General features: G+C 25.4%; 19 protein-coding genes. All 19 read left to right on the plus strand.

Features of this window, described 5'->3' with window-relative positions:
• The first annotated feature begins 7 nt into the window (after positions 1–7).
• On the plus strand, positions 8–355 hold the full coding sequence (locus SFLOR_RS01865; RefSeq protein ID WP_100916399.1) for a hypothetical protein: 348 nt from the start codon (positions 8–10) through the stop codon (positions 353–355).
• Positions 356–378: 23 nt separating this feature from the next.
• A complete protein-coding gene (gene obgE / locus SFLOR_RS01870) occupies positions 379–1,671 on the plus strand; it encodes a GTPase ObgE (RefSeq protein WP_100916400.1) in 1,293 nt (430 codons plus the stop codon).
• On the plus strand, positions 1,667–2,401 hold the full coding sequence (gene nadE / locus SFLOR_RS01875; protein ID WP_342748159.1) for an NAD(+) synthase: 735 nt from the start codon (positions 1,667–1,669) through the stop codon (positions 2,399–2,401). Before obgE ends, nadE begins: the two co-directional genes overlap by 5 nt.
• Positions 2,402–2,479: 78 nt before the next feature.
• The gene (locus tag SFLOR_RS01880; RefSeq protein ID WP_100916402.1) at positions 2,480–2,971 is read left to right on the plus strand and encodes a hypothetical protein; all 492 of its coding nucleotides are present in this window, start codon (positions 2,480–2,482) and stop codon (positions 2,969–2,971) included.
• Positions 2,972–3,085: 114 nt separating this feature from the next.
• Complete coding sequence (locus SFLOR_RS01885; protein WP_100916403.1) at positions 3,086–3,358, plus strand: TIGR04561 family membrane protein; 273 nt, start codon at positions 3,086–3,088, stop codon at positions 3,356–3,358.
• Between the two features lie 35 nt (positions 3,359–3,393).
• Complete coding sequence (locus tag SFLOR_RS01890; protein WP_100916404.1) at positions 3,394–4,908, plus strand: MSC_0882 family membrane protein; 1,515 nt, start codon at positions 3,394–3,396, stop codon at positions 4,906–4,908.
• Positions 4,901–5,995 carry a radical SAM family heme chaperone HemW gene (hemW, locus tag SFLOR_RS01895; RefSeq protein WP_100916405.1) on the plus strand — a complete coding sequence of 365 codons (1,095 nt, stop codon included), beginning with the start codon at positions 4,901–4,903 and terminating at the stop codon, positions 5,993–5,995. Before SFLOR_RS01890 ends, hemW begins: the two co-directional genes overlap by 8 nt.
• A 1-nt stretch (position 5,996) precedes the next feature.
• Positions 5,997–6,500 (plus strand): isochorismatase family protein, encoded by a 504-nt coding sequence (locus SFLOR_RS01900; protein ID WP_100916406.1) that lies wholly within the window; start codon positions 5,997–5,999, stop codon positions 6,498–6,500.
• 62 nt (positions 6,501–6,562) lie between these two features.
• On the plus strand, positions 6,563–7,318 hold the full coding sequence (locus tag SFLOR_RS01905; protein ID WP_100916407.1) for a hypothetical protein: 756 nt from the start codon (positions 6,563–6,565) through the stop codon (positions 7,316–7,318).
• A gap of 181 nt (positions 7,319–7,499) precedes the next feature.
• Positions 7,500–9,647 carry an ATP-dependent Clp protease ATP-binding subunit gene (locus tag SFLOR_RS01910; protein ID WP_100916408.1) on the plus strand — a complete coding sequence of 716 codons (2,148 nt, stop codon included), beginning with the start codon at positions 7,500–7,502 and terminating at the stop codon, positions 9,645–9,647.
• A gap of 62 nt (positions 9,648–9,709) precedes the next feature.
• Positions 9,710–10,729 (plus strand): heat-inducible transcriptional repressor HrcA, encoded by a 1,020-nt coding sequence (gene hrcA, locus SFLOR_RS01915; RefSeq protein WP_100916409.1) that lies wholly within the window; start codon positions 9,710–9,712, stop codon positions 10,727–10,729.
• A 2-nt stretch (positions 10,730–10,731) separates the two neighbouring features.
• Positions 10,732–11,316 carry a nucleotide exchange factor GrpE gene (locus tag SFLOR_RS01920; RefSeq protein WP_100916410.1) on the plus strand — a complete coding sequence of 195 codons (585 nt, stop codon included), beginning with the start codon at positions 10,732–10,734 and terminating at the stop codon, positions 11,314–11,316.
• A gap of 31 nt (positions 11,317–11,347) precedes the next feature.
• Entirely contained in the window at positions 11,348–13,150 is a 1,803-nt protein-coding gene (dnaK, locus tag SFLOR_RS01925) for a molecular chaperone DnaK (RefSeq protein WP_100916411.1), read from the plus strand.
• 54 nt (positions 13,151–13,204) lie between these two features.
• Positions 13,205–14,332 carry a molecular chaperone DnaJ gene (dnaJ, locus tag SFLOR_RS01930; RefSeq protein ID WP_100916412.1) on the plus strand — a complete coding sequence of 376 codons (1,128 nt, stop codon included), beginning with the start codon at positions 13,205–13,207 and terminating at the stop codon, positions 14,330–14,332.
• 78 nt (positions 14,333–14,410) lie between these two features.
• On the plus strand, positions 14,411–15,733 hold the full coding sequence (locus SFLOR_RS01935; protein ID WP_100916413.1) for a hypothetical protein: 1,323 nt from the start codon (positions 14,411–14,413) through the stop codon (positions 15,731–15,733).
• Between the two features lie 10 nt (positions 15,734–15,743).
• On the plus strand, positions 15,744–16,868 hold the full coding sequence (gene mnmA / locus SFLOR_RS01940; protein WP_100916414.1) for a tRNA 2-thiouridine(34) synthase MnmA: 1,125 nt from the start codon (positions 15,744–15,746) through the stop codon (positions 16,866–16,868).
• 52 nt (positions 16,869–16,920) lie between these two features.
• Positions 16,921–17,550, plus strand: a complete 630-nt coding sequence (locus tag SFLOR_RS01945) for a hypothetical protein (protein WP_100916415.1) — start codon at positions 16,921–16,923, stop codon at positions 17,548–17,550.
• Positions 17,551–17,591: 41 nt separating this feature from the next.
• Positions 17,592–19,679, plus strand: a complete 2,088-nt coding sequence (locus SFLOR_RS01950; protein ID WP_100916416.1) for a DUF2779 domain-containing protein — start codon at positions 17,592–17,594, stop codon at positions 19,677–19,679.
• Positions 19,672–20,619 (plus strand): methionyl-tRNA formyltransferase, encoded by a 948-nt coding sequence (gene fmt / locus SFLOR_RS01955; protein WP_100916417.1) that lies wholly within the window; start codon positions 19,672–19,674, stop codon positions 20,617–20,619. The genes SFLOR_RS01950 and fmt overlap by 8 nt, the downstream gene beginning before the upstream one ends.
• Positions 20,620–20,657 lie beyond the last annotated feature (38 nt).

The raw sequence follows: 20,657 nt of genomic DNA on the forward strand, positions 1-20,657 counted from the left end.
AATAACTATGAAAAAAACAGCTTTTACAGAAGAAGATTTTATAAAATATGAAGATCCAAAAAATGTTATGATGCAATTATTTGGAGTAACTTGCTCAGTTTGTGGAATTGATGAAATTGATTTTATTGATGAAAAGGCACCTAAAACTTTAGGCCAAATTGCACAAGAAATATTAGAGGAAAATCCCGAAATAGATGATGATGATTTAAATGAAATGATAGAACCTCAAATTGAAGCTTGACAAGAATTAGATGATTATAATGCTTCAATTGGTATGCCAACATTTTTATGTTACAACTGTCATGATCAGTTAATTAATGGAGAAATTTCAATTTCAATTAGCAATGAAGAATAATATTTTTTAAGGAGAGTTAGTTCATGAAATTTGTAGATTTAGCACATTTTAATATTAAATCAGGTAAAGGTGGAGATGGAGCTGTCTCTTTTCGTCATGAACTTTATGTAGCAAATGGAGGTCCAAACGGTGGAGATGGTGGTAAAGGTGGAGATGTTATCTTTATTGCAGATGAAGGAAAATCTTCACTATTAGACTTAAAATTACAAAAATTTTATAGTGCAGAAGATGGTCACAAAGGTGATATTAAAAATATGCACGGTAAAAATGGTAAAGATATTTATATCAAAGTTCCTGTAGGAACTATAATATACAATGCAGATAACAATGAATTATTGTATGACTTTATAAGTGATGGTCAAGAAGAAATAATTGCTTTTGGTGGTAAAGGTGGAAGAGGAAATGCAAGATTTGCAAATTCAAGAAATAAGGCACCAACTATCTTTGAAGCAGGAGATCCAGGACAAGAAATAAATATTAAAGCTGAATTAAAAGTTTTAGCAGATGTTGGTTTTGTGGGATTACCAAATGCGGGAAAATCTACATTATTAAGAACTATTTCAAACTCAAAACCACAAGTTGCAGATTATCCTTTTACAACTTTAAATCCACAATTAGGAGTTTCAAGAGATAAACAAGGAAGAACTTTTACTGTTGCAGATTTACCAGGATTAATTGAAGGAGCAAGTTTAGGAAAAGGATTAGGACATGAATTTTTAAGACATATTGAAAGATGCAAAATTATTTGTCATGTAATTGATATGTCAGGAAACTATGCAACAGAAGATGTTATAAAGAATTATGAATTGATTAGAAAAGAACTTATTGAATATAATTATAATTTAGAAAAAAGAGTAGAAATAATAGTTGCCAATAAAATGGATATTGATGAAGCTCAAATAAATGTTTTGTATTTTAAAGAAAAATATAAAGACAAAAAAATTATCGAAGTTTCAGGATTAAATAGAATGAACATAGATCAATTGCTATTAGAAATTGGCTCAACTTTAGAAAAAGTTAAAGATATTCCTCTTTGAGAAATCAAAGAAGAAACTGATCAAGATTACAAACTTTACACATTTGAATCTGATTTAAAAGATATACAAGTAAAAAATCTTGGTAATGGTAGATGAAAAATTGATGGAGAAGATGTTTATAAAATTTATCAAAAAACTCCAATTTCAACTTATGATAATTTATTACTATTTAATGAGAAATTAAAAAATTTAGGAGTTTATAATATTTTAAGAGAAAAAGGTGCACAACAAGGTGATATTGTTAAAATATTTGATATAGAATTGGAATGAATGGATTAATATGAAATTAAAAGATTATTTAGAATATTTAGTTGAATGAATAAGAGAAGAAGTAATAAAAGCAAATCAAAAAGGAGTTATTGTTGGAATAAGTGGAGGAATTGACTCTGCAGTTGTAGCTGCACTTGCAAAAAAAGCATTTCCAAATGATTACATTACATTATGAATGCCTTGCAAATCAAGTGAGTTAGATGAAAAATGCAAAGAAGAGTTAATTAGAGACTTAGATTTAAAAAATGTTACAGTTGATTTATCTAAGCCATTTGAAGCTATATCAGAATCATTAAATAATTCAGGTATCAATCAATCAAAATTAGCTCTTGCAAATACTAAAGCAAGATTAAGAATGTCTTCATTATATTCAATGGCTCAGACTCATAATTATTTAGTATTAGGAACAGATAATGCTGATGAATGACATATTGGTTATTTTACAAAATTTGGTGATGGAGGTGTAGATTTATTGCCAATAATTAAACTTTTAAAAAGAGAAGTGAAAGAAGCTGCAAAACTTTTAGGAGTTCCAGATTCTATTATAAATAGAGCACCAACTGCAAGTTTATGAGAAGATCAAACTGATGAATCAGAAATAGGATTTAGTTATGATTTAATTGACGATTATATAAGTGGAAAAGAGGTAAATAATTTAGTAAAAGAAAGAGTAGATTATTTGCATAAAATCTCAGAACATAAAAGAACTAGTGCACCAATGCCAAAAAATATAAGATAAAAATAAGGAAGTTATTTAAAATTTTATCAACTAATATCTTTTTTTAGTAGATAATTAAGTAAATAAGGAGAAATAATAATGACAGAAGTACAAGCAAATAAAATAAGTGAATTTATTGATAATTTACCAGAAGAAATAGCAGATAAAATGTTTGAAGAATTTGTAGCAAATATAAGCTTATATTTTGCAATAGTTTTATTTGGAGAAGAAATTGATAAAAACTATGAGGCTTTAAAATTAGATGGAAAATCATTAGAAGAAATAGCAAAAGTAGTTAAAGAATCAGAAATTGGAGAGGAAGAAATTTACTCTGCATTAATGGCATCTTTGCAAGAAGAATCTGATGCTGAATTATTTGCTGAAGACTGTGTTCAATCAATAGCATTTAGTCCAGAATTACCTGAGGAATTATTGGCTAAATTAAAGGAATTAGATATTGATATTAATGATTTTGCAATGAATTTAATTATTACATTAAAAGATGAATTTATAGATTTCTTTGTAAATGATCTTGATGTTGAAGAATGAAAAAATGATATTATTGAAGCTTTAGTAGCGAGTTGAGATTAAAAAATAAGAAAATCTAGATTAAAATTTAGATTTTTTTTATTAAATATTATGTTATTATAATTATAATTGTAGATAGGGTAATTTACAGTTGGGCTAAAATTAAAGGTGATTTTTATGAAAACATTATTATTCAGTAGAACACTTTTTAAAGTATTAGATTTTGAACTTTCTTTAACTGTTGTTTTGATTATTTTTACTATCATTGCTGCAGTTGCGTTAGGAATTTATTTGTTAATTCTTTTTCAAAAAAATAGAAAATTCTATTTTGAAAAGGAAGAAGTTTCAGGTGATGAATTCAAAAGACTTGAAAAATTTGAAGAACAAAGAAATTATTTTGAATTAGAGATTGCTAAAATCAAAAAAATTCAAAGAGAAAGAAAAAAATAATACATTTTAAGCTTATAAAAAAGGGGGCTTTTTTTATGAGTGGATTATTTAATCCTTTTAAAAAAGATAATTTAAATCAAAACGATCACCAACAAAATGTTGGAAATTTTGATTTTAATCAAAATCCTCATCAAAATCCAATTTATCAAAATGAAACAGCAATGTATCAAAAAAATCTGATTGAATCAAAAAATGAAGGTTATATAAGACCAAGACAAAGAAACTTTGAAAATAGCTATCATGAACAAGCACAAAATATTCCTCAGTATAGTAGAAGTGAAAATAATGGTAGAAATAGACCTGAATTAGTCAATAACCAATATTTGCAAAATAATCAAATGCAATATCAAAATCAACAGATGTATCAAAAACCCCAGCAATATCAACCAATGAACAATTACAATAATTACCCAAATCAATATAATAATAGTTTAAAACAAGAATATTTAGATTTTGATAATAATGCAAGAATCGATTATGGAAACTTTAGAGATGAAAATCAATATAATAGAATGGTTTATTCTCCAAATAATAATATGAACAGTATTCAAAGAAATGAAAATTATAATAATAGACCTTTATATGAAAATTATAATGTACCTAATAATAATATGTATTATGGTTATAATGATTTTTCAAATAACAATCAATTTTATAATCAAAATTCTCCATATGGTTATAATCCAGAAATAGATTATGCACCAGTAAGTTCAAACAATTATAATCCATATGATAAAAGCACTTATACTCAAAGATACAAATCAGCAAGAATGATGCCAAAAGAAATTGGAAAAGAAGTAAGAAGTGAAAAATTAAGAATCTTTTTAATATTTTTAATTGGTGTAGTTGGAATAATTACTTCATCAATAATGCTATCTATTTTTTATAAAGCAGGAAATGATGGAACTTATATGGGAGTTAAACGTGATCAAGTAATGTATCCATTTTTCTCAATTACATTATTAATATTTTCATTAGGTTTTTTTGCTATAAGTCTTACAGATTTTGGATTTATTTATTCAAATGTCAAAAAATATGAAAGAGATTTATATTATGGAAAAGAATCAGTTCCTTATTTTATAACAAGAAACTATAGAAGTTTAATATCAAGAACAGTATATTTAAATTGAATTGCATTTTGTATATACATTTTTGGAGCCATTTCTCTTGGTATTATGTATGGGCTTCAAAGTCAAGTTGAAACAGGAAATACTTCTTTTTATTTTCTATTTTGAAAAATTGGACAATTAAAACCATTAAATTCAGAAATTCAAACTAATATAATAGTCTTATTTGTGACTTTAATAATTCATATCTTAAATATTGTTACAACAAGAACTAGAAAAAATAATATTATAGGTTATTATGGTTATGAAATAATTCCTCAGCAAGAAATTAAAGAGATTAGAAAAAGAGCAAATAAAATATGTATGATTATTTTCTTTACAACATTGGCAATCATATTATTTTTAATTGTTATTCCTTGATTAATTATTAGAAAAAAAAGAGGTCTTTCACTTAAACCATGAGGAACAGTAGCCAATGGATAGAAAAATTAATAGTTTATATGTTCACATTCCTTTTTGTGAACATATTTGTTTTTATTGTGATTTTGTTAAAGTTAAAAAACCCCAAGATCCAAAAATTATTGAAAAGTATCTTGACAGAATTCAAGAGGAATTAAATTCCTATGAAAATAGATTAGATGATATTCAAAGTATTTATATTGGTGGTGGAACTCCAAGCTGTTTAAATAGTGAGCAAACTATTAGAATGTGTGTAATTTTATCAAAATACACTAATAAAGAAAATTTTGAATATTCAATAGAGTTGAATCCTGAATCAGTAACTGAAGAAAAGTTAGAGATTTATAAAAAATATAATATAAATAGAGTTAGTATGGGAGTTCAGACTTTTGATAATGAATTATTGAAAAAAATTGGAAGAATTCATGATAACTCAATTGCAATTGAAGCATATAAATTAATAAGAAAAGTAGGCTTTAAAAATGTAAGTATTGATTTAATGTATAACTTATATGATCAAACAAGAAAAAATATTTACACTGATTTAGATTATATTGATAAATTGAAACCAGATCATATTTCTTGATATTCATTAATAATGAAAGAAAACTCAGTTTGAGGTAGAAAAAAAATGAAAGTTCCAGAAAATGATGAATTATTTGATGAAATAGTAAATAAAGGATTAGAAAAGTTAGGCTATATTAGATATGAAATATCTAATTATGCTTTAAAACAAAAAAATAAATCTTTTCATAATATGACTTATTGAAATAATTCTATTTTTGCAGGTGTTGGAATTGGAGCAACTGGTTTTGAACAAAAAGATGAGAAATATTATTTAACTAAAAATGAAGGAAATATTCTGAATTATGAAAAACAATTTGAACTTTTAACAAAAGAAGATTATTATTTTCAAGTAATCATGATGGGATTAAGGTTAGTTGAAGGAATAGATTTAACATTAGATATTAATAAAGAAGTTTATAAATTTTATGAACAAAAAATTACAGAAAAAATTAATAGTAATTTATTAGAAATATCTAATAATAGAGTAAAGTGTACAGAAAGGGGATTTAATATCTTGAATGAGATATTAATAGATTTTTTATAATATGAAAAAAGCTTTAATAGTAGTAGATTATCAATATGATTTTGCAGATCCCAAAGGAAAATTATATGTTCCAGAAGGAGAAGATATTAAAAAAAATATTGAAAAAAGAATTAAAGAATATAAAAAGAATAATGATTTAGTAATTTTTTCAGGAGATTTTCACCCACAAAATCATGTTTCTTTTTCTAAGTGAGGAGAACATTGTCTTGTTAATTCAAAGGGAACAGAATTTTATGTAGATGATTCAGAAGTTGACTTGTTTATTAAAAAAGGTACTGAACTAAAATATGATAGCTTATCAGCATTTTATATTGCCAAGGATGTAGATAGAAATATTGAGTTAGAATCTGAACTTGATCAATGACTAAAGAAAAATAATATAAGCGAATTAGAAATTTGTGGACTTGCATTAGATATATGTGTTCAAGCAACTTATGATGATGCAATAAAAAAAGGATATAGAGCATTTATTAACTTAAATCTTTCAAAAAGACTAAATTTTTAGTTTTTTTTTTTTTTTTTATTAAAAAAAAAAAAAAAACGATTAATTATTATGGAGGAGAATTTATGCTTAAAGAAATAATTAATAAAGATGAGAATAATCTAGTTTTCTCAAAAATTGTAAATGAAAAGGAGATAGTGAACTTTAAAGATATAATTTATAATTTTTTAAATCAACCTCAAATAAAAATTGAACAGAAATATGACTTACTATTTTCTAAAGCAATTAAAAAAAACTGTTTTAAAGATTTAGTAAAAGAGCTTGAATCTGATTTTAAAACAAATTTTGTTTTATGAAAATTAACAGAAAAAATATCTTATTGAACAACAATGTTTTTTTCTAGTAAGTTTAAAAATGGAAATGGTTTCAAATTACTTCAAAAAATATTTATTTTAAAACAGGTTTTTTTAGCTCAGTTAAGATATAACTCAAATATTTGATTAAAATTGAGCCCTAATCAAACTTTAAAAATAAAATCAAAAAAGAAAGAAACAGAAATAAACTATAAACTTTTACTTCTAATGTATGATTTTAATGAATCTGAAGAAGATTTCTTTATATTATTAAATGAAAATCAAAAAGAAATTTTAAATTTAGTTTTGAAATCTAATAATATAGAGGATTTTCTTAAATTAAGAACAAAAATTGAAATAGATTTATTTAAGTATTTACCAATAAATATGATGCTTTTACAAGCACAACTTATTAAAAATAGCTCAAAGTTAAATTTAAAAGAAAAAGCCAAATTATCATATTCAACATTTATGCAATTATTTTGTATATTTGTTGAAGAAAATTTATCTAGAAATAAAATGAATTAATAAAAAAATATTATTCTCTAAAACATAGAAAAGAAATTCTACACTATTAAAAAGGTGTAGTTTTTATTATATTTTTTTATTAAATTAGCACTTTAATATTGACATTGCTAAAACAAAATGTATTATATTATTGATTAGCAAATAAGGTTATAGAGTGCTAATAAAAAAAGGAGGAAATTTTATGGATTTTACACAAAAACCAGATCCTTTAAATGATCCAGAAATATTAAGTAAATATACAAGAGATTTAACTAAGGATGCAAAAGAAGGAAAAATAGATCCAATCATTGGTAGAGATGATGAAATTATGAGAGTAATTAGAATTTTAAGTAGAAAAACAAAAAATAATCCAGTTCTTATAGGTGAACCTGGAGTTGGTAAGACAGCTATAGCTGAAGGTTTAGCTCAACGAATAAATAAAGGAGATGTTCCTAGTGTATTGAAAGATAAAAAAATTCTTGAACTTGATATGGGAAGTGTTATGGCAGGTGCAAGTTTTTTAGGAGATTATGAGGCAAGAATTAAAGGCATTGTAAATGCAATTCAAAAGCAAGAAGGTCAAGTAATTTTATTTATTGATGAACTTCATTTGATAGTTGGAGCAGGAAAAACTGGAAATGGTGGGGGAATGGACGTTTCTAACTTGTTAAAACCTTCCCTTGCTAGAGGTGGAATTAAAGTTATTGGAGCTACAACTTTAAAAGAATATAGAGAATATATTGAAAAAGATGCAGCTCTTGAAAGAAGATTTCAAAAAGTTATTGTTAGAGAACCAACAATTGAAGAGACTATATCAATTTTAAGAGGTTTAAAGGAAAGATTTGAAACTTATCATGGAGTTAGAATTCATGATAATGCATTAGTTGCTGCTGCACAATTGAGTGATAGATATATTTCAGATAGATTTTTACCTGATAAAGCAATTGACTTAGTTGATGAAGCAAGTGCGACAATAAAAACAGAACTTGCATCAGTTCCTACAGAGTTATATCAAATTGATAGAAAAGTTATGCAATTAGAAATTGAAAAAGCTGCTCTTTCAAAAGAAAAAGATGAAAAATCTCATGAAAGATTAGAACAAGCACAAAAAGAATTAAGTTTATTAAAAGAAAAGCAAACAGAATTCAATGATAAATGAAATGCTGAAAAAAAATCTTTAGAGAAAATTAATCAATTTAGGTCAACAATAGATTCTTTAAAAATTGAATTAGAACAAGCGCAAAGTGAAGCAAATTATCAAAGAGCTGGAGAAATACAATATTCTTTACTTCCAGCTTTAGAAAAACAGTTAGAAGCTGCTTTAGATACTAATAAAGAAAAATTAATTTCAGAAGAGGTAAATGAAAGTGAAATTGCATCAATTGTATCTAGATGAACTGGAATTGAAATGGAAAATTTAATAGAGAGCGAAAAACAAAAGCTTTTAGGATTGAATACACAATTAAAGAAAATGGTTAAAGGTCAAAATCAAGCAATTGAATTAGTATCTGATGCAATTATTAGAAGCAGAAGTGGTATTAAAGATCCAAATAAACCAATTGGTAGTTTCTTATTTTTAGGTCCAACAGGAGTTGGTAAAACTGAAGTTGCAAAATCACTTGCAAGAAATTTATTTGGAAGTGAAAAGAAAATGTTGCGTTTTGATATGTCTGAATACATGGAAAAACATTCAGTTTCTAAATTACTAGGATCTCCTCCAGGATATGTGGGATATGAAGAAGGAGGTAAATTAACTGAAGCAGTTAGAAGAGCACCTTATTCAATATTACTATTTGATGAAGTAGAAAAAGCTCATCCTGATGTATTTAATATATTTTTACAAATTTTAGATGATGGTAGAGTTACTGATTCACTTGGAAAAACAATAGACTTTAAAAATACAATTATTATTATGACTTCAAATATTGGTTCTGATTATTTAATTTCTACTCCTTCAGAATTAATTGATCAAGATGTTTTAAACGAGAAATTAAAGCAATTTTTCAGACCTGAATTCTTAAATAGAATTGACAATATTGTAAACTTTAATCCATTATCAAAAGAAGTAGTTAAAGAAATAATTTTAAAAACACTTGATGAGTTAAAAGAAAGAGTTTTTTTAACTCATGAATATATTTTAAATTTTACAGAACAAACAATTCAAAAAATTTTAGATGAAGGATATGATCAACTTTATGGTGCGCGACCAATTAAGAGATATATTGAAAGAAATATAGAAACTTTAATTGCAAGAGCAATTGTTGGTGGAGAAATTGAAGAAAAAAGAAATTATGTAATTGATGTAAATGAAGGAAAGTTTATTATAACAACTTCAAATAAATTAAATTAGCACTTGATTATTAAGAGTGCTATTGATAAACTAGATATGTATTGTTATGGAGGTGTTTTTAAGTGTTAACAGAACGTCAAGAATTGATATTAAAATCAATTATTGAAGAGTATATTAAAATGGCTTTGCCAGTTGGATCTAAAAGAATTCAAGAGGTGTTAACAATTGAAGTTTCTTCTGCAACAATTAGAAATGAATCAGCATTTTTGGAAGAAAAGGGATTTTTGGAAAAAGCTCATACTTCTTCAGGAAGAGTTCCATCAACAAAAGGTTATAGATATTATGTTGATAATTTAATGGAATCAAATAATATTGATGATATTAAACTACAAATTGATGAAATTTTTAAAAAAAGAGGATCAACAATTGATGAAATTTTAGAACAAACTTCATTAATTCTAAGTGAAATGACAAAGTTAGCAACTGTTGTGGCAACCTCTGAACAAAATGATGAGTTGCTATTGTCAAAAGTTGAACTTGTACCCATTTCTTCTAAAACTGCTATAGTAATCTTTATTATTTCTAATGGAACAATTCAAAATAAAACAATAAATTTAGAATCAGTTTCATTAGAAGAATTAAAGTTATCAATTGATTTATTTAATGAAAGATTAATTAATTCAAAAATATCTGAAATTCAAACGAAATCACAAGCAATTATACCTGTATTGAAACAACAAGTTAAAAAATATGAATTTATTTTACAAACATTAGTAGGTGCTTTGATTCATACAGACTCTAATAAATCAAAAACAAGGGGAGTTAAATATTTATTGGAAAATCCAGAGTTTAATGATCCAAACAAAATTAAAAATATTATTGAATTTATTGAAAATGCTTCTCCTTTTGCTTGATTTAATTATCAAAGCAAAACAAATAAACCTGTTGTAGCTATAGGTTTAGAAACAGGCAATGAAAATGATGATATAGCTGTTATTGGTACTAACTTCCCCACTAAAGGTGGGGGAAAAGGTGCGTTGGCACTAGTTGGTCCTAAAAGAATTGAATACGATAAGGTATCAAAACTTTTAGAATGAATCAGCAATAAAATTGAAGAAAAATTTTTATTGGAAGGAGAATAATAATGGAAAAACAAAAGCAAAAAGAAATTTTGAATTTATTTGAAAATGTTAAAAAAGAACTTAAAATAAAATCAAAACATACAAAAGAAAGTAAAGAAGAAAAAGAAGAAGAACTTTCTGCAATCGAAAAATTGGAATTAGAATTTGTTGCTTTAAATGAAGAAATTGAACAATTAAAAGAAGCAAAATTAATAGCAATTGCTGATAATCAAAATACAGTTAGAAGATTTCAAAATGAAAGTATTTTAGTTAGAAAATATGGTGGAGAAAAATTAGCTTCAGAGTTAATACCAGCTATTGATATGTTTAGAGGAGTTTTAAAATCAACTCCAGATAATCCTGAAATTAAAAATTATTTAATGGGATTTGAAATGATCATTAATCAAATAGATCAAGGTTTAACAAATGCTGGTGTTTCAATGATTAATGTAAAATCAGGAGATGATTTTAATCCAGAATTGCATTCAGCAATTGAACAAATAAAATCAGAAGAATTTGAAACAGGAAAAATTGTAACTGTTGTTTCAAATGGATATAAATTACATGATAGAGTTATAAAACATGCTGCTGTTAAAGTAGCAGAATAATTAAAACAAAATAAAAAAAGGAGAGAAAATTATGGCAAAAGAAAGAATTATAGGAATAGATTTAGGAACTACAAACTCATGTGTAGCTATTATGGAGGGTGGTCAACCAATGGTTCTTGAAAATCCAGAAGGACAAAGAACTACACCATCTGTTGTTGCTTTTAAAAATAGCGATATTATTGTTGGAGGGGCTGCTAAAAGACAATCAGTTACTAATCCAAATACTGCAATATCAATAAAAAGAGATATGGGAACAACTAAAAAAAGAAATTTAGAGGGAAAAGATTATACTCCTGAACAAATTTCTGCTGAAATTTTAAGATATTTAAAAAAATACGCTGAAGATAAAATAGGATCAAAAATTACAAAAGCTGTAATTACTGTTCCTGCTTATTTTAACGATGCTCAAAGAAAAGCTACAAAAGATGCTGGTAAAATTGCTGGTTTAGAAGTGGAAAGAATTATTAATGAACCTACAGCAGCAGCATTAGCATATGGAATTGATAAACAAGATAAAGAAATGAAAGTTTTAGTTTATGATTTGGGTGGAGGAACATTTGACGTTTCATTACTAGAATTAGCTGATGGAACTTATGATGTATTAGCAACATCAGGAGATAATGAATTAGGTGGAGATGATTTTGACCAAAAAATTATGGACTGAATAAGTGCAGAAATTAAAAAAGAGCACAATATAGATCTATCTAAAGATAAAATGGCTTTACAAAGATTTAAAGAAGAAGCTGAAAAAGCAAAAATAAATTTATCAAGTCAAGTTGAAACTGAAATTAATTTACCATTTATTGCAATGAATCAAAATGGACCTGTTAACTTCTCAACTAAGTTATCAAGAGCTGAATTTGAAAAAATGTCTAAAGACTTAGTTGAAAGAACAAGAAAACCAGTTGAAGATGCTTTAAAAGAAGCAAAATTAAAAGCAACTGAAATTGATCAAGTTCTTTTAGTTGGAGGATCAACTAGAATTCCAGCCGTTCAAGAATTAGTTAAATCATTATTAGGAAAAGAACCAAATAGAACTATTAATCCAGATGAAGTTGTTGCTATGGGTGCAGCAATTCAAGGTGGAGTTTTAGCAGGAGATGTAACAGATGTTTTATTATTAGATGTTACACCATTAACTTTAGGTATTGAAACAATGGGTGGAGTTATGACACCATTAATTCAAAGAAATACAACAATTCCAACAGAAAAATCTCAAATTTTCTCAACAGCAGTTGATAATCAACCAGCAGTTGATATTAATGTTTTACAAGGTGAAAGACCAATGGCAGCTGATAATAAATCATTAGGACAATTTCAATTAACAGGAATTAAACCAGCTCCTAAAGGAACACCACAAATTGAAGTTACTTTTAAAATTGACGTTAATGGAATTGTGTCTGTTACTGCAAAAGATAAAGCAACTAACGAAGAAAAAACTATTACAATTTCAAATTCAGGAAGCTTATCAGATGCAGAAATTGAAAAAATGGTAAAAGAAGCTGAAGAAAATCAAGAAGCAGATAATAAAAAACGCAAAAATATAGAACTAAAAAATAAAGCTGAAAGTTACTTAAATATTATTGAATCTTCAACTACTGAAGCAGGTGCTTCAATGAATGAAGAACAAAAAAAACAATCAGAAGACATGGCAAAAGAAATTCGTGAACTAATTGCTAAAGAAGATTATGAAACTTTAGAGAAGAAAATGAATGAATTAGAACAAGCAATGAAAATGGCTTCAGAGATGGCAGCACAACAAGCACAACAAGCGCAATCTGAACCTAAAAAAGAAGATTCAATAGAAGAAAACAAAGATAAAGAATCTAAATAATTTTAAAAAACAACTGTTAATAGTTGTTTTTTAAAGATAGAAATGAGGTACGTTATGGCTAAAAAAGATTATTATGAAATCTTAGGTATTGCAAAATCAGCATCAGAAGATGAAATAAAAAAAGCCTATCGTAAATTAGCTAAAAAATACCACCCCGATATTTGCAAAGAACCAAACGCTGAAGAAAAATTTAAAGAAGCTACTGAAGCAGCTGAAGTACTATTAGATGCAAATAAACGTCAAGCATATGATCAATTTGGTCATGAAGGTTTAAGTGGTATGGGTTCTGGTTTTGGTGGTTTTAATGGTGGAGGATTTGGAGACTTTTTCTCAAATATGGGGGGAGCAAGCGACTTTTTCTCAGATATTTTCTCTAATTTTTTTGGAGGAAGAGGGGGAAATTCTTCTAGAAAACGATCATCAAGAGGTAAAGATATTGTAATAAATGTTAGTCTATCACTTAAAGAGTTATTGTTTGGAGTAGATAAAGAAATCACCTTAGATTTAATCTCTAAATGTGACGATTGTGATGGAGTGGGAGCAAAAAACAAATCTGATATAGTAGATTGTGAAGTATGTAATGGTCATGGAGTAGTTACAATATTACAGGATATGGGTATTGCTAAATTTCAAACTCAACAACCTTGCCCAAAATGTAAAGGACATGGAAAAGAAAATAAAAATCCATGTAAGAGTTGTAGAGGTGAAGGAACTGTAATAAAAAAAGAAAAAGTTACAATGCCAATACCAAAAGGTTTAACACCAGATCAACAAATTGTTTTAAGAAATGCTGGTAATTATTCTGTTGAAGGAGGAGAACGTGGTCATTTATATGCAGACGTTCATTTAAAAGCTTCAAAAAATGTTACTATAGTTAATGACTTTGATATTAAATTTAAATTTGATATAAGTTATTTAGATGCTCTTCTAGCAAATGAAATTTCAATTAAAACATTAGATGGAGATATTAGTATAAAAATACCAAAAGGAATTAAGAACGGTGAAATTATTAATGTCAAAAATCATGGTCTGTACAAAGGTATTAAATCATCACATAGAGGTAATTTATTATTAGAAGTAAATATAGTTATTCCAAAAGAACTTGATAAAAATGAAAAACAAAAAATAGAAAGTATTTTAAAGTCAACTGATTTTAAAGTTACAAATAATTTAGAAGAATAACCTTAGGGTTATTTTTTTGTCAAAAGTATTTATTTTGATTTAAATTAATTATTGTATAATCAATTAGTGGGGGTTTCTATGTCTGAAAAAATTAAAGTTTTAAAAATTAAAAAAAGTTTACAAGATGAAATTGAAGAAACTACATTAGATTTTCCTTCTAAGGGTATTTGATATGAAGAAAACTCAAATGAATCTATATCTTTAGACTTTGATAAAACAATCTCATTTAAAGAAAATAAAACCTCAAAAATTGATCTAGTTCAAAATGCTAATTCTCATTTCTTTACTCCAAATAATCAAACTAACTTAAATTTTAATAAAAGTGATATTGAAAATAAAACATTTGAATCAATTAATTTAGTTGATAAAATGATTAAACCCAAAAATTCAAATATAAGAAAAGAAATTATAAATATGAGAATATTAAGCTATGAAAAAGAGCAAAAGGATAAGGAATTTTTACTTAATAAACTTAATGTAGATTTAAAACCCCATAATAATTTTAAAAATTATAATCTTGCTAAAAAGGAAAATAATTTTAAATATATAGATTCAAAAATAGTGAATAACTCTCTTGAAGCAAAAATAAATAATCTTGAAAAACAAATATTTTCTATTAATAAACAATTATTAAAAAATTCAGAAAATAAAAATGAATTTGAAGTATCAAAAATTTTAAAGCAATTAAAAAATCAAAGTTCAACAAACTCAAATTTAAACTCAAGTTCAGATTCTAAGGAAAAATTTGAAAAAAAAGGTTTTAACAAATCAGTTTTAGAACCAGTAATTAAAATAGGATCTCAAAAAACTAATGAGCCTAGATTTAATAGCAACTATGTAAAAACTTTTGAGAAAGTCAAAGAAATAAAAAGTAATGATAAAAATCTAATTAATGCAAAAGAAAAAAATCAAAATAAAGAATTGGAGAATAAAGAAAAAAACATTAATATGGAAAAAAATATTACAGTAAAATTTAATGATAAGAGTCATAAGCAAAATAATGATAAATCATTAATGAATCAAATTAATAAAAAAACTTTATATAATGAAATGAATACAGAAGAACTTAAAACATTCATTAAAAAAGAAAATAATAATTACTCAATTCCTGTAGTAAATAATTTGGATTATACTTTAGCAAATACTATAGATGATCTTGAAAAAGCTATAAGAAATCTAGAATTAGAAAAGAAAAAAATAAAAGAAATATTCTTTGATGAAACTGGAGAAACAACAGAGTTATTGGAAAGCTTACAAAGAAATGCAAAAAGGAATAAAAAATCTTCTTCACTAAATACTTCTATTGATTTTGACTCTTTTGAAAATTGATATGACAATTCTAATGATGTTAAAAAGTTAGCAAAATTAGCAAAAAAAGAAAACAAGAAAATGAAGAAATAAGGCGAAAATTATGAAAAAGCAAAAGGTTATTGTTGGTCTTAGTGGAGGAGTAGATTCTTCTGTTACTGCAGCTATATTATTAGAACAAGGTTATGAAGTCGAAGGACTATTTATGAGAAATTGAGATAGTAATCTGAATAATGATATTCTTGGAAATAATTTACAAGGAAATATTTGCCCTCAGGAACAAGATTATTTAGATGCTAAAAAAGTAGCAGAAAAGTTAAAAATAAAAATTCATAGAATAGATTTTATTAAAGAATATTGAGACTCTGTTTTTGAATATTTTGTTAAAGAATATAAAAAAGGCAGAACACCAAATCCTGATATTTTATGTAATAAATATATTAAATTTGATAAATTCTTAGATTATGCAATTAATGAATTAAATGCAAATTATATAGCAATGGGTCATTATGCAGGAGTTAGATTAAATGAAGAAACAAAAGAATTTGAACTAATAAGAGGTATTGATGAAAATAAAGATCAAAGCTATTTTTTGTCTGAATTAAATCAAAATCAACTTTCTAAAACTTTATTTCCTTTACAAACTTATGAAAAAAGTCAAATAAGAGAAATAGCTAAAAAGTATAAATTAATTACAGCTGAAAAAAAAGACTCTACAGGAATTTGTTTTATTGGTGAAAGAAATTTTACAAAATTTTTACAAAATTATATTCCAAATCAACCTGGAGATATTCTTGATATAAAAACGAATAAGAAAATATCAGAACATATTGGTGTAATGTATTATACAATAGGCCAAAGAAAAGGTTTAAATCTGGGTGGTCAAAAAGAACCATACTATGTAGCTGAAAAAGACATAGAAAATAAAATACTGTATGTAGCACCTTTAAGCGATGAAAGTTATTTAGAATCTAAAAGTTGCATAATTGAAAATTTTAATTTTATATCAAATTATAAGAATTATTTTAAAGAGGATAAATTTGAATGCACTGCTAAATTTAGATATAGACAAAGAGATATAAAAGTTGAAGTAGAAGTATTAAAAGAAGATAAAATATTAATAACTTATAAAGAACCAGTAAGAGCTGTAACAGAAGGACAACAAGCTGTTCTTTATTTAAATGAATTATGTCTTGGTGGTGGAGTTATTGGTAAAATTTTTAAATAATTAGTAAAAAATAAGTTAAAATTAATATTGTTTGAAGAAAGAGGAGTTTTGCATGTTATTAAGTAGTAGTATAAGTACAATAGTTATTGGAGTTGTGGTACTAGTTGTTTTAGTATTTGTTATTGTTTCATCAATAACAAGTAAAAAAGCACAAAAAGTTGAGCAACAAAAAAGAAAAAAAGTTGTTAAAGAAGAAATTAAAAATTATCTTGCAAAAACTCAAAATATTAAAAATATTAAAGTTGAATATGAAAAGGTTTATGCAAGAAAAGGACCAGAATATAAATATAGAGATGTGTTTGACGTTGTAGTTCAAATGTATGAACCAAAAACAAATAAATTAATCTCTACTAATGCATATGAAGTAGAAGGTATAACTACAAAATCTGGAAAAAATAATTATGTGACTGCATGACAAGTAAATGGTGAAATAGATCTTGAAAATACAAAACGAAGAATAGCTATAGCTGAAAAAAAAGTAAAACTTACAAAACAAGAAAAAGTTGTACTAAAAAAAGAAGAAAAAGAAAAGGCTATTGAACATAAGATTCAAATTAAAGAAGAAATGAAAAATATTAAAGAAGAGAAGAAAAATCAAAAAGAAAATAAGGATGCTAATCTTCAAATGGATAAAGCAATCAAAGCAACAGCAGTTAAATTCATACCAAGAAGAAATAAATAACATATTTTTAATATGTTTTTTTCTTTAAAAGAGGTGAAAATATGGCAAATAATATAAAAGTCTCAAAAGAAGACTTTAAAAGATATATGAACGAGTGTCCCAAAATTGCTTGAATTTTTCATAGTATTAATAATTTTAAACATGTAATTGAATTAAAAAATAAAAAAATAATAGAAACTCATTATAAAGTATCACTTGATAATGAAGAAGATTGAGATACCTCGTCTGGTTTTAATGCTATTGATTTATATTCAGATCTTTTGGAAAAAAGTGATAATGAATTAACAAAATCAGAACTTGCTCAAAAAGAAATACTTATAAAGCAAATGGAAGATATAAATGGTTTTGAAATTTCTGGACTTCCAGCAGAAACTATTGTTGATGGTAATGCTGTTGGAGAGGCTGCAAGAGAATATTTTATAGAAGAACTTTATAAAGAAAATATAAAAAATAAAACTAATTATGAATATTTAGACTTTCAAGAAAAAAGTTATCAGGAAAGTATTGAAGAAACTAAAGAAGCATTAAGAGACAATAAGATTAAATATTTATTTGAACCTTCATTTGAGTATATGAATGAAATGTTAAAAGTAAGATGTGATATTCTTATTAATCATGGAAATAGACATGTTACAATAGTAGAATTCAAAGCTTCAACTACTTCTAAAGCAGTTCATTTTTTTGATGTAATGTATCAAAAAAAAGTTCTTGAAAAAAATGGATATATCATTGATGATGTAAAAATTGGTTTAATAAATAAAAATTATGTAAGAGGAATTGGCATAGATGAAAATAGATCAAATTTCTCTATAATTTGAAGAAAACTGGATTTTGAAAAAGATATAAAACCATTTTTAAATAATTTATTTATTCCAAAAAGTGATGAGTCAGATTTAAATTATAAACAATTAATAAGAATCACAACAAAATTGGAAACTTCTAAAAAAGATGTAGGTATTAATGAAATGATAATTGGTATGGAAGAAAACGGTTTTGATTTCGATGAAAAAATCTTAGAAATTTCAAAGTATTTTCAAAACTCAGAAAATATTTTTAGTAAAGAATGTGAAAAAGTGGCTTTTGAATATGCCAAAAAATCTTATAAAATGAAAAAAGCAATCTGTCATCATGTTGTTCCTTACTATGATAAAGAAAAATTTAATTTATATGAATTAACAAGTTTTAAACCAAAGGCAGCAATTATTCATTCTAGAAAATCAGATAATGTTTACATTGAAAATATTTCTAATTTTAAAGATGAATTATTCTTTGACAAGAATAAGCTTTTATTTGGTCAAGATGAATTAAGAATTTTACAGAATGTTAAAAGTTATTTAAAAAATGGATCACTTTCCCCTGCAGAAATTATTAAGGAAAACTCTTATGATACATTGATTAATTTATTAAAAGATTATTATAAATATCCCGTTTATATGTATGATTTTGAAACAGTTAAATGAGCTGTTCCTAAATATGATAATTCATGATCTTATGAACAAATACCTTTTCAATACTCTATTCATGTAATAAATAATCCAGATTATGATTTTAATGATCCTAAAAATACAATGGAGCATTTAAATTTTATTGCAAATAAACAAGAGGATCCAAGACCAGAATTTTTATTTAATTTTGTAAAGAATTGTTTTGCTTACGGCCCTGGAATATATGTTGCTTATAATAAATCATTTGAGAGAAGTGTTATAAAAAATTTGATCTATTCTTATCCCGAGTTTTCAGCACCTTTAGAATTTATTTACAATAATACGATAGATTTGATGGAATTTTTTAAGAAAGCAAAAAATAATTGAATTATTTATCATCCTAATTTTAGAGGTTCATATTCAATTAAAAAAACTCAACCAGCTCTAGATCACTCATTGAGTTATAAAGACTTAAAAATAAATAAAGGAGATAAAGCAAGTCAAACTTTTAGGCAATTTTTAGATAATGTAATCGATCAACAAGAATATGAAATTATTTTAAAAGAAGATATGCTTAAATATTGTGATAGGGATACTCTAGCTATGATTGTAGTGCTACAAAGAGTTGTAGATATTGTAAAACAATATAATCCTGACTTTATTAAAGATATTAATAGACTATTGGAGGAAGAAAAAAATGTATAAAGTAGTATTTTGTGGAACGCCTCAAATCTCTGTTGAAATTTTAAAGGCTTTAGAAAAACTAAATGTAGAAATTGTTGGTGTAATTACTCAACCAGATAAGCAAGTTGGAAGGAAAAAAGAAATAAAATTTTCAGAGGTTAAAGAGTATTGTTTAATAAAAAAATATAAATTATTTCAGCCTTATAAAATATCTGATATTGAAGAAGAACTGAAAATTTTAAAACCTGATTTCATGTTAACTTGTGCGTATGGACAAATTATTAGTGATTCAATTTTAAAATTATTTAAAAATTGTATAAACACTCATGCAAGCATTTTGCCAAAATATCGTGGAGGAAGCCCAATTCAATTTGCAATTATGAATGGAGAAAAAAAGACTGGTATTTCTCTAATGAAAATGGTTAAAAAAATGGATGCTGGAGAAGTTTATTATCAAGAAGAAATAGATATTGATGAAACTGACGATTCAGCTACTTTATTTGCAAAAATGGCAGTTCTTGGTAAAAAAATGATTAAAGAAAAATTAATGGATATATTTGATGGTAAAATAGTTGGACAAAAACAAGATGAAAGTAAAGTTACTTTTGCATATAATTTAAAAAATGAAGAAGAAAAAATAAATTGAAATAAATCTGCAAATGAAATTAATAATTTTATAAGAGCTTTAAGTCCAAAACCAATAGCTTTTACTTTCTTCAATAGGGAAAGAATAAAAATTAAAAAGGCTAGAGTTATTAAGAATGAAGAAAATTTAGTAACAATTGATAAAATATTTTTAAATGGTGAAGTTATTTTAATAGACAAAGAAGGTATTGTAGTAAATACAGGAAATGGCTATTTAAAAATTTTAGAGTTACAAAGACAAGGAAAAAATATGGTTAAAGCTTCTACTTTTTATGATCCTAATTCAGCAATAAAAATAGGAACAAAATTTGAATAATTAAATAAAAATATTAGAATCTTTTTATTTAAAATTAA

Origin of the sequence: Spiroplasma floricola 23-6 (genome assembly GCF_002813555.1) — a bacterium.
Lineage (GTDB): Bacteria > Bacillota_I > Bacilli_A > Mycoplasmatales > Mycoplasmataceae > Spiroplasma_A > Spiroplasma_A floricola.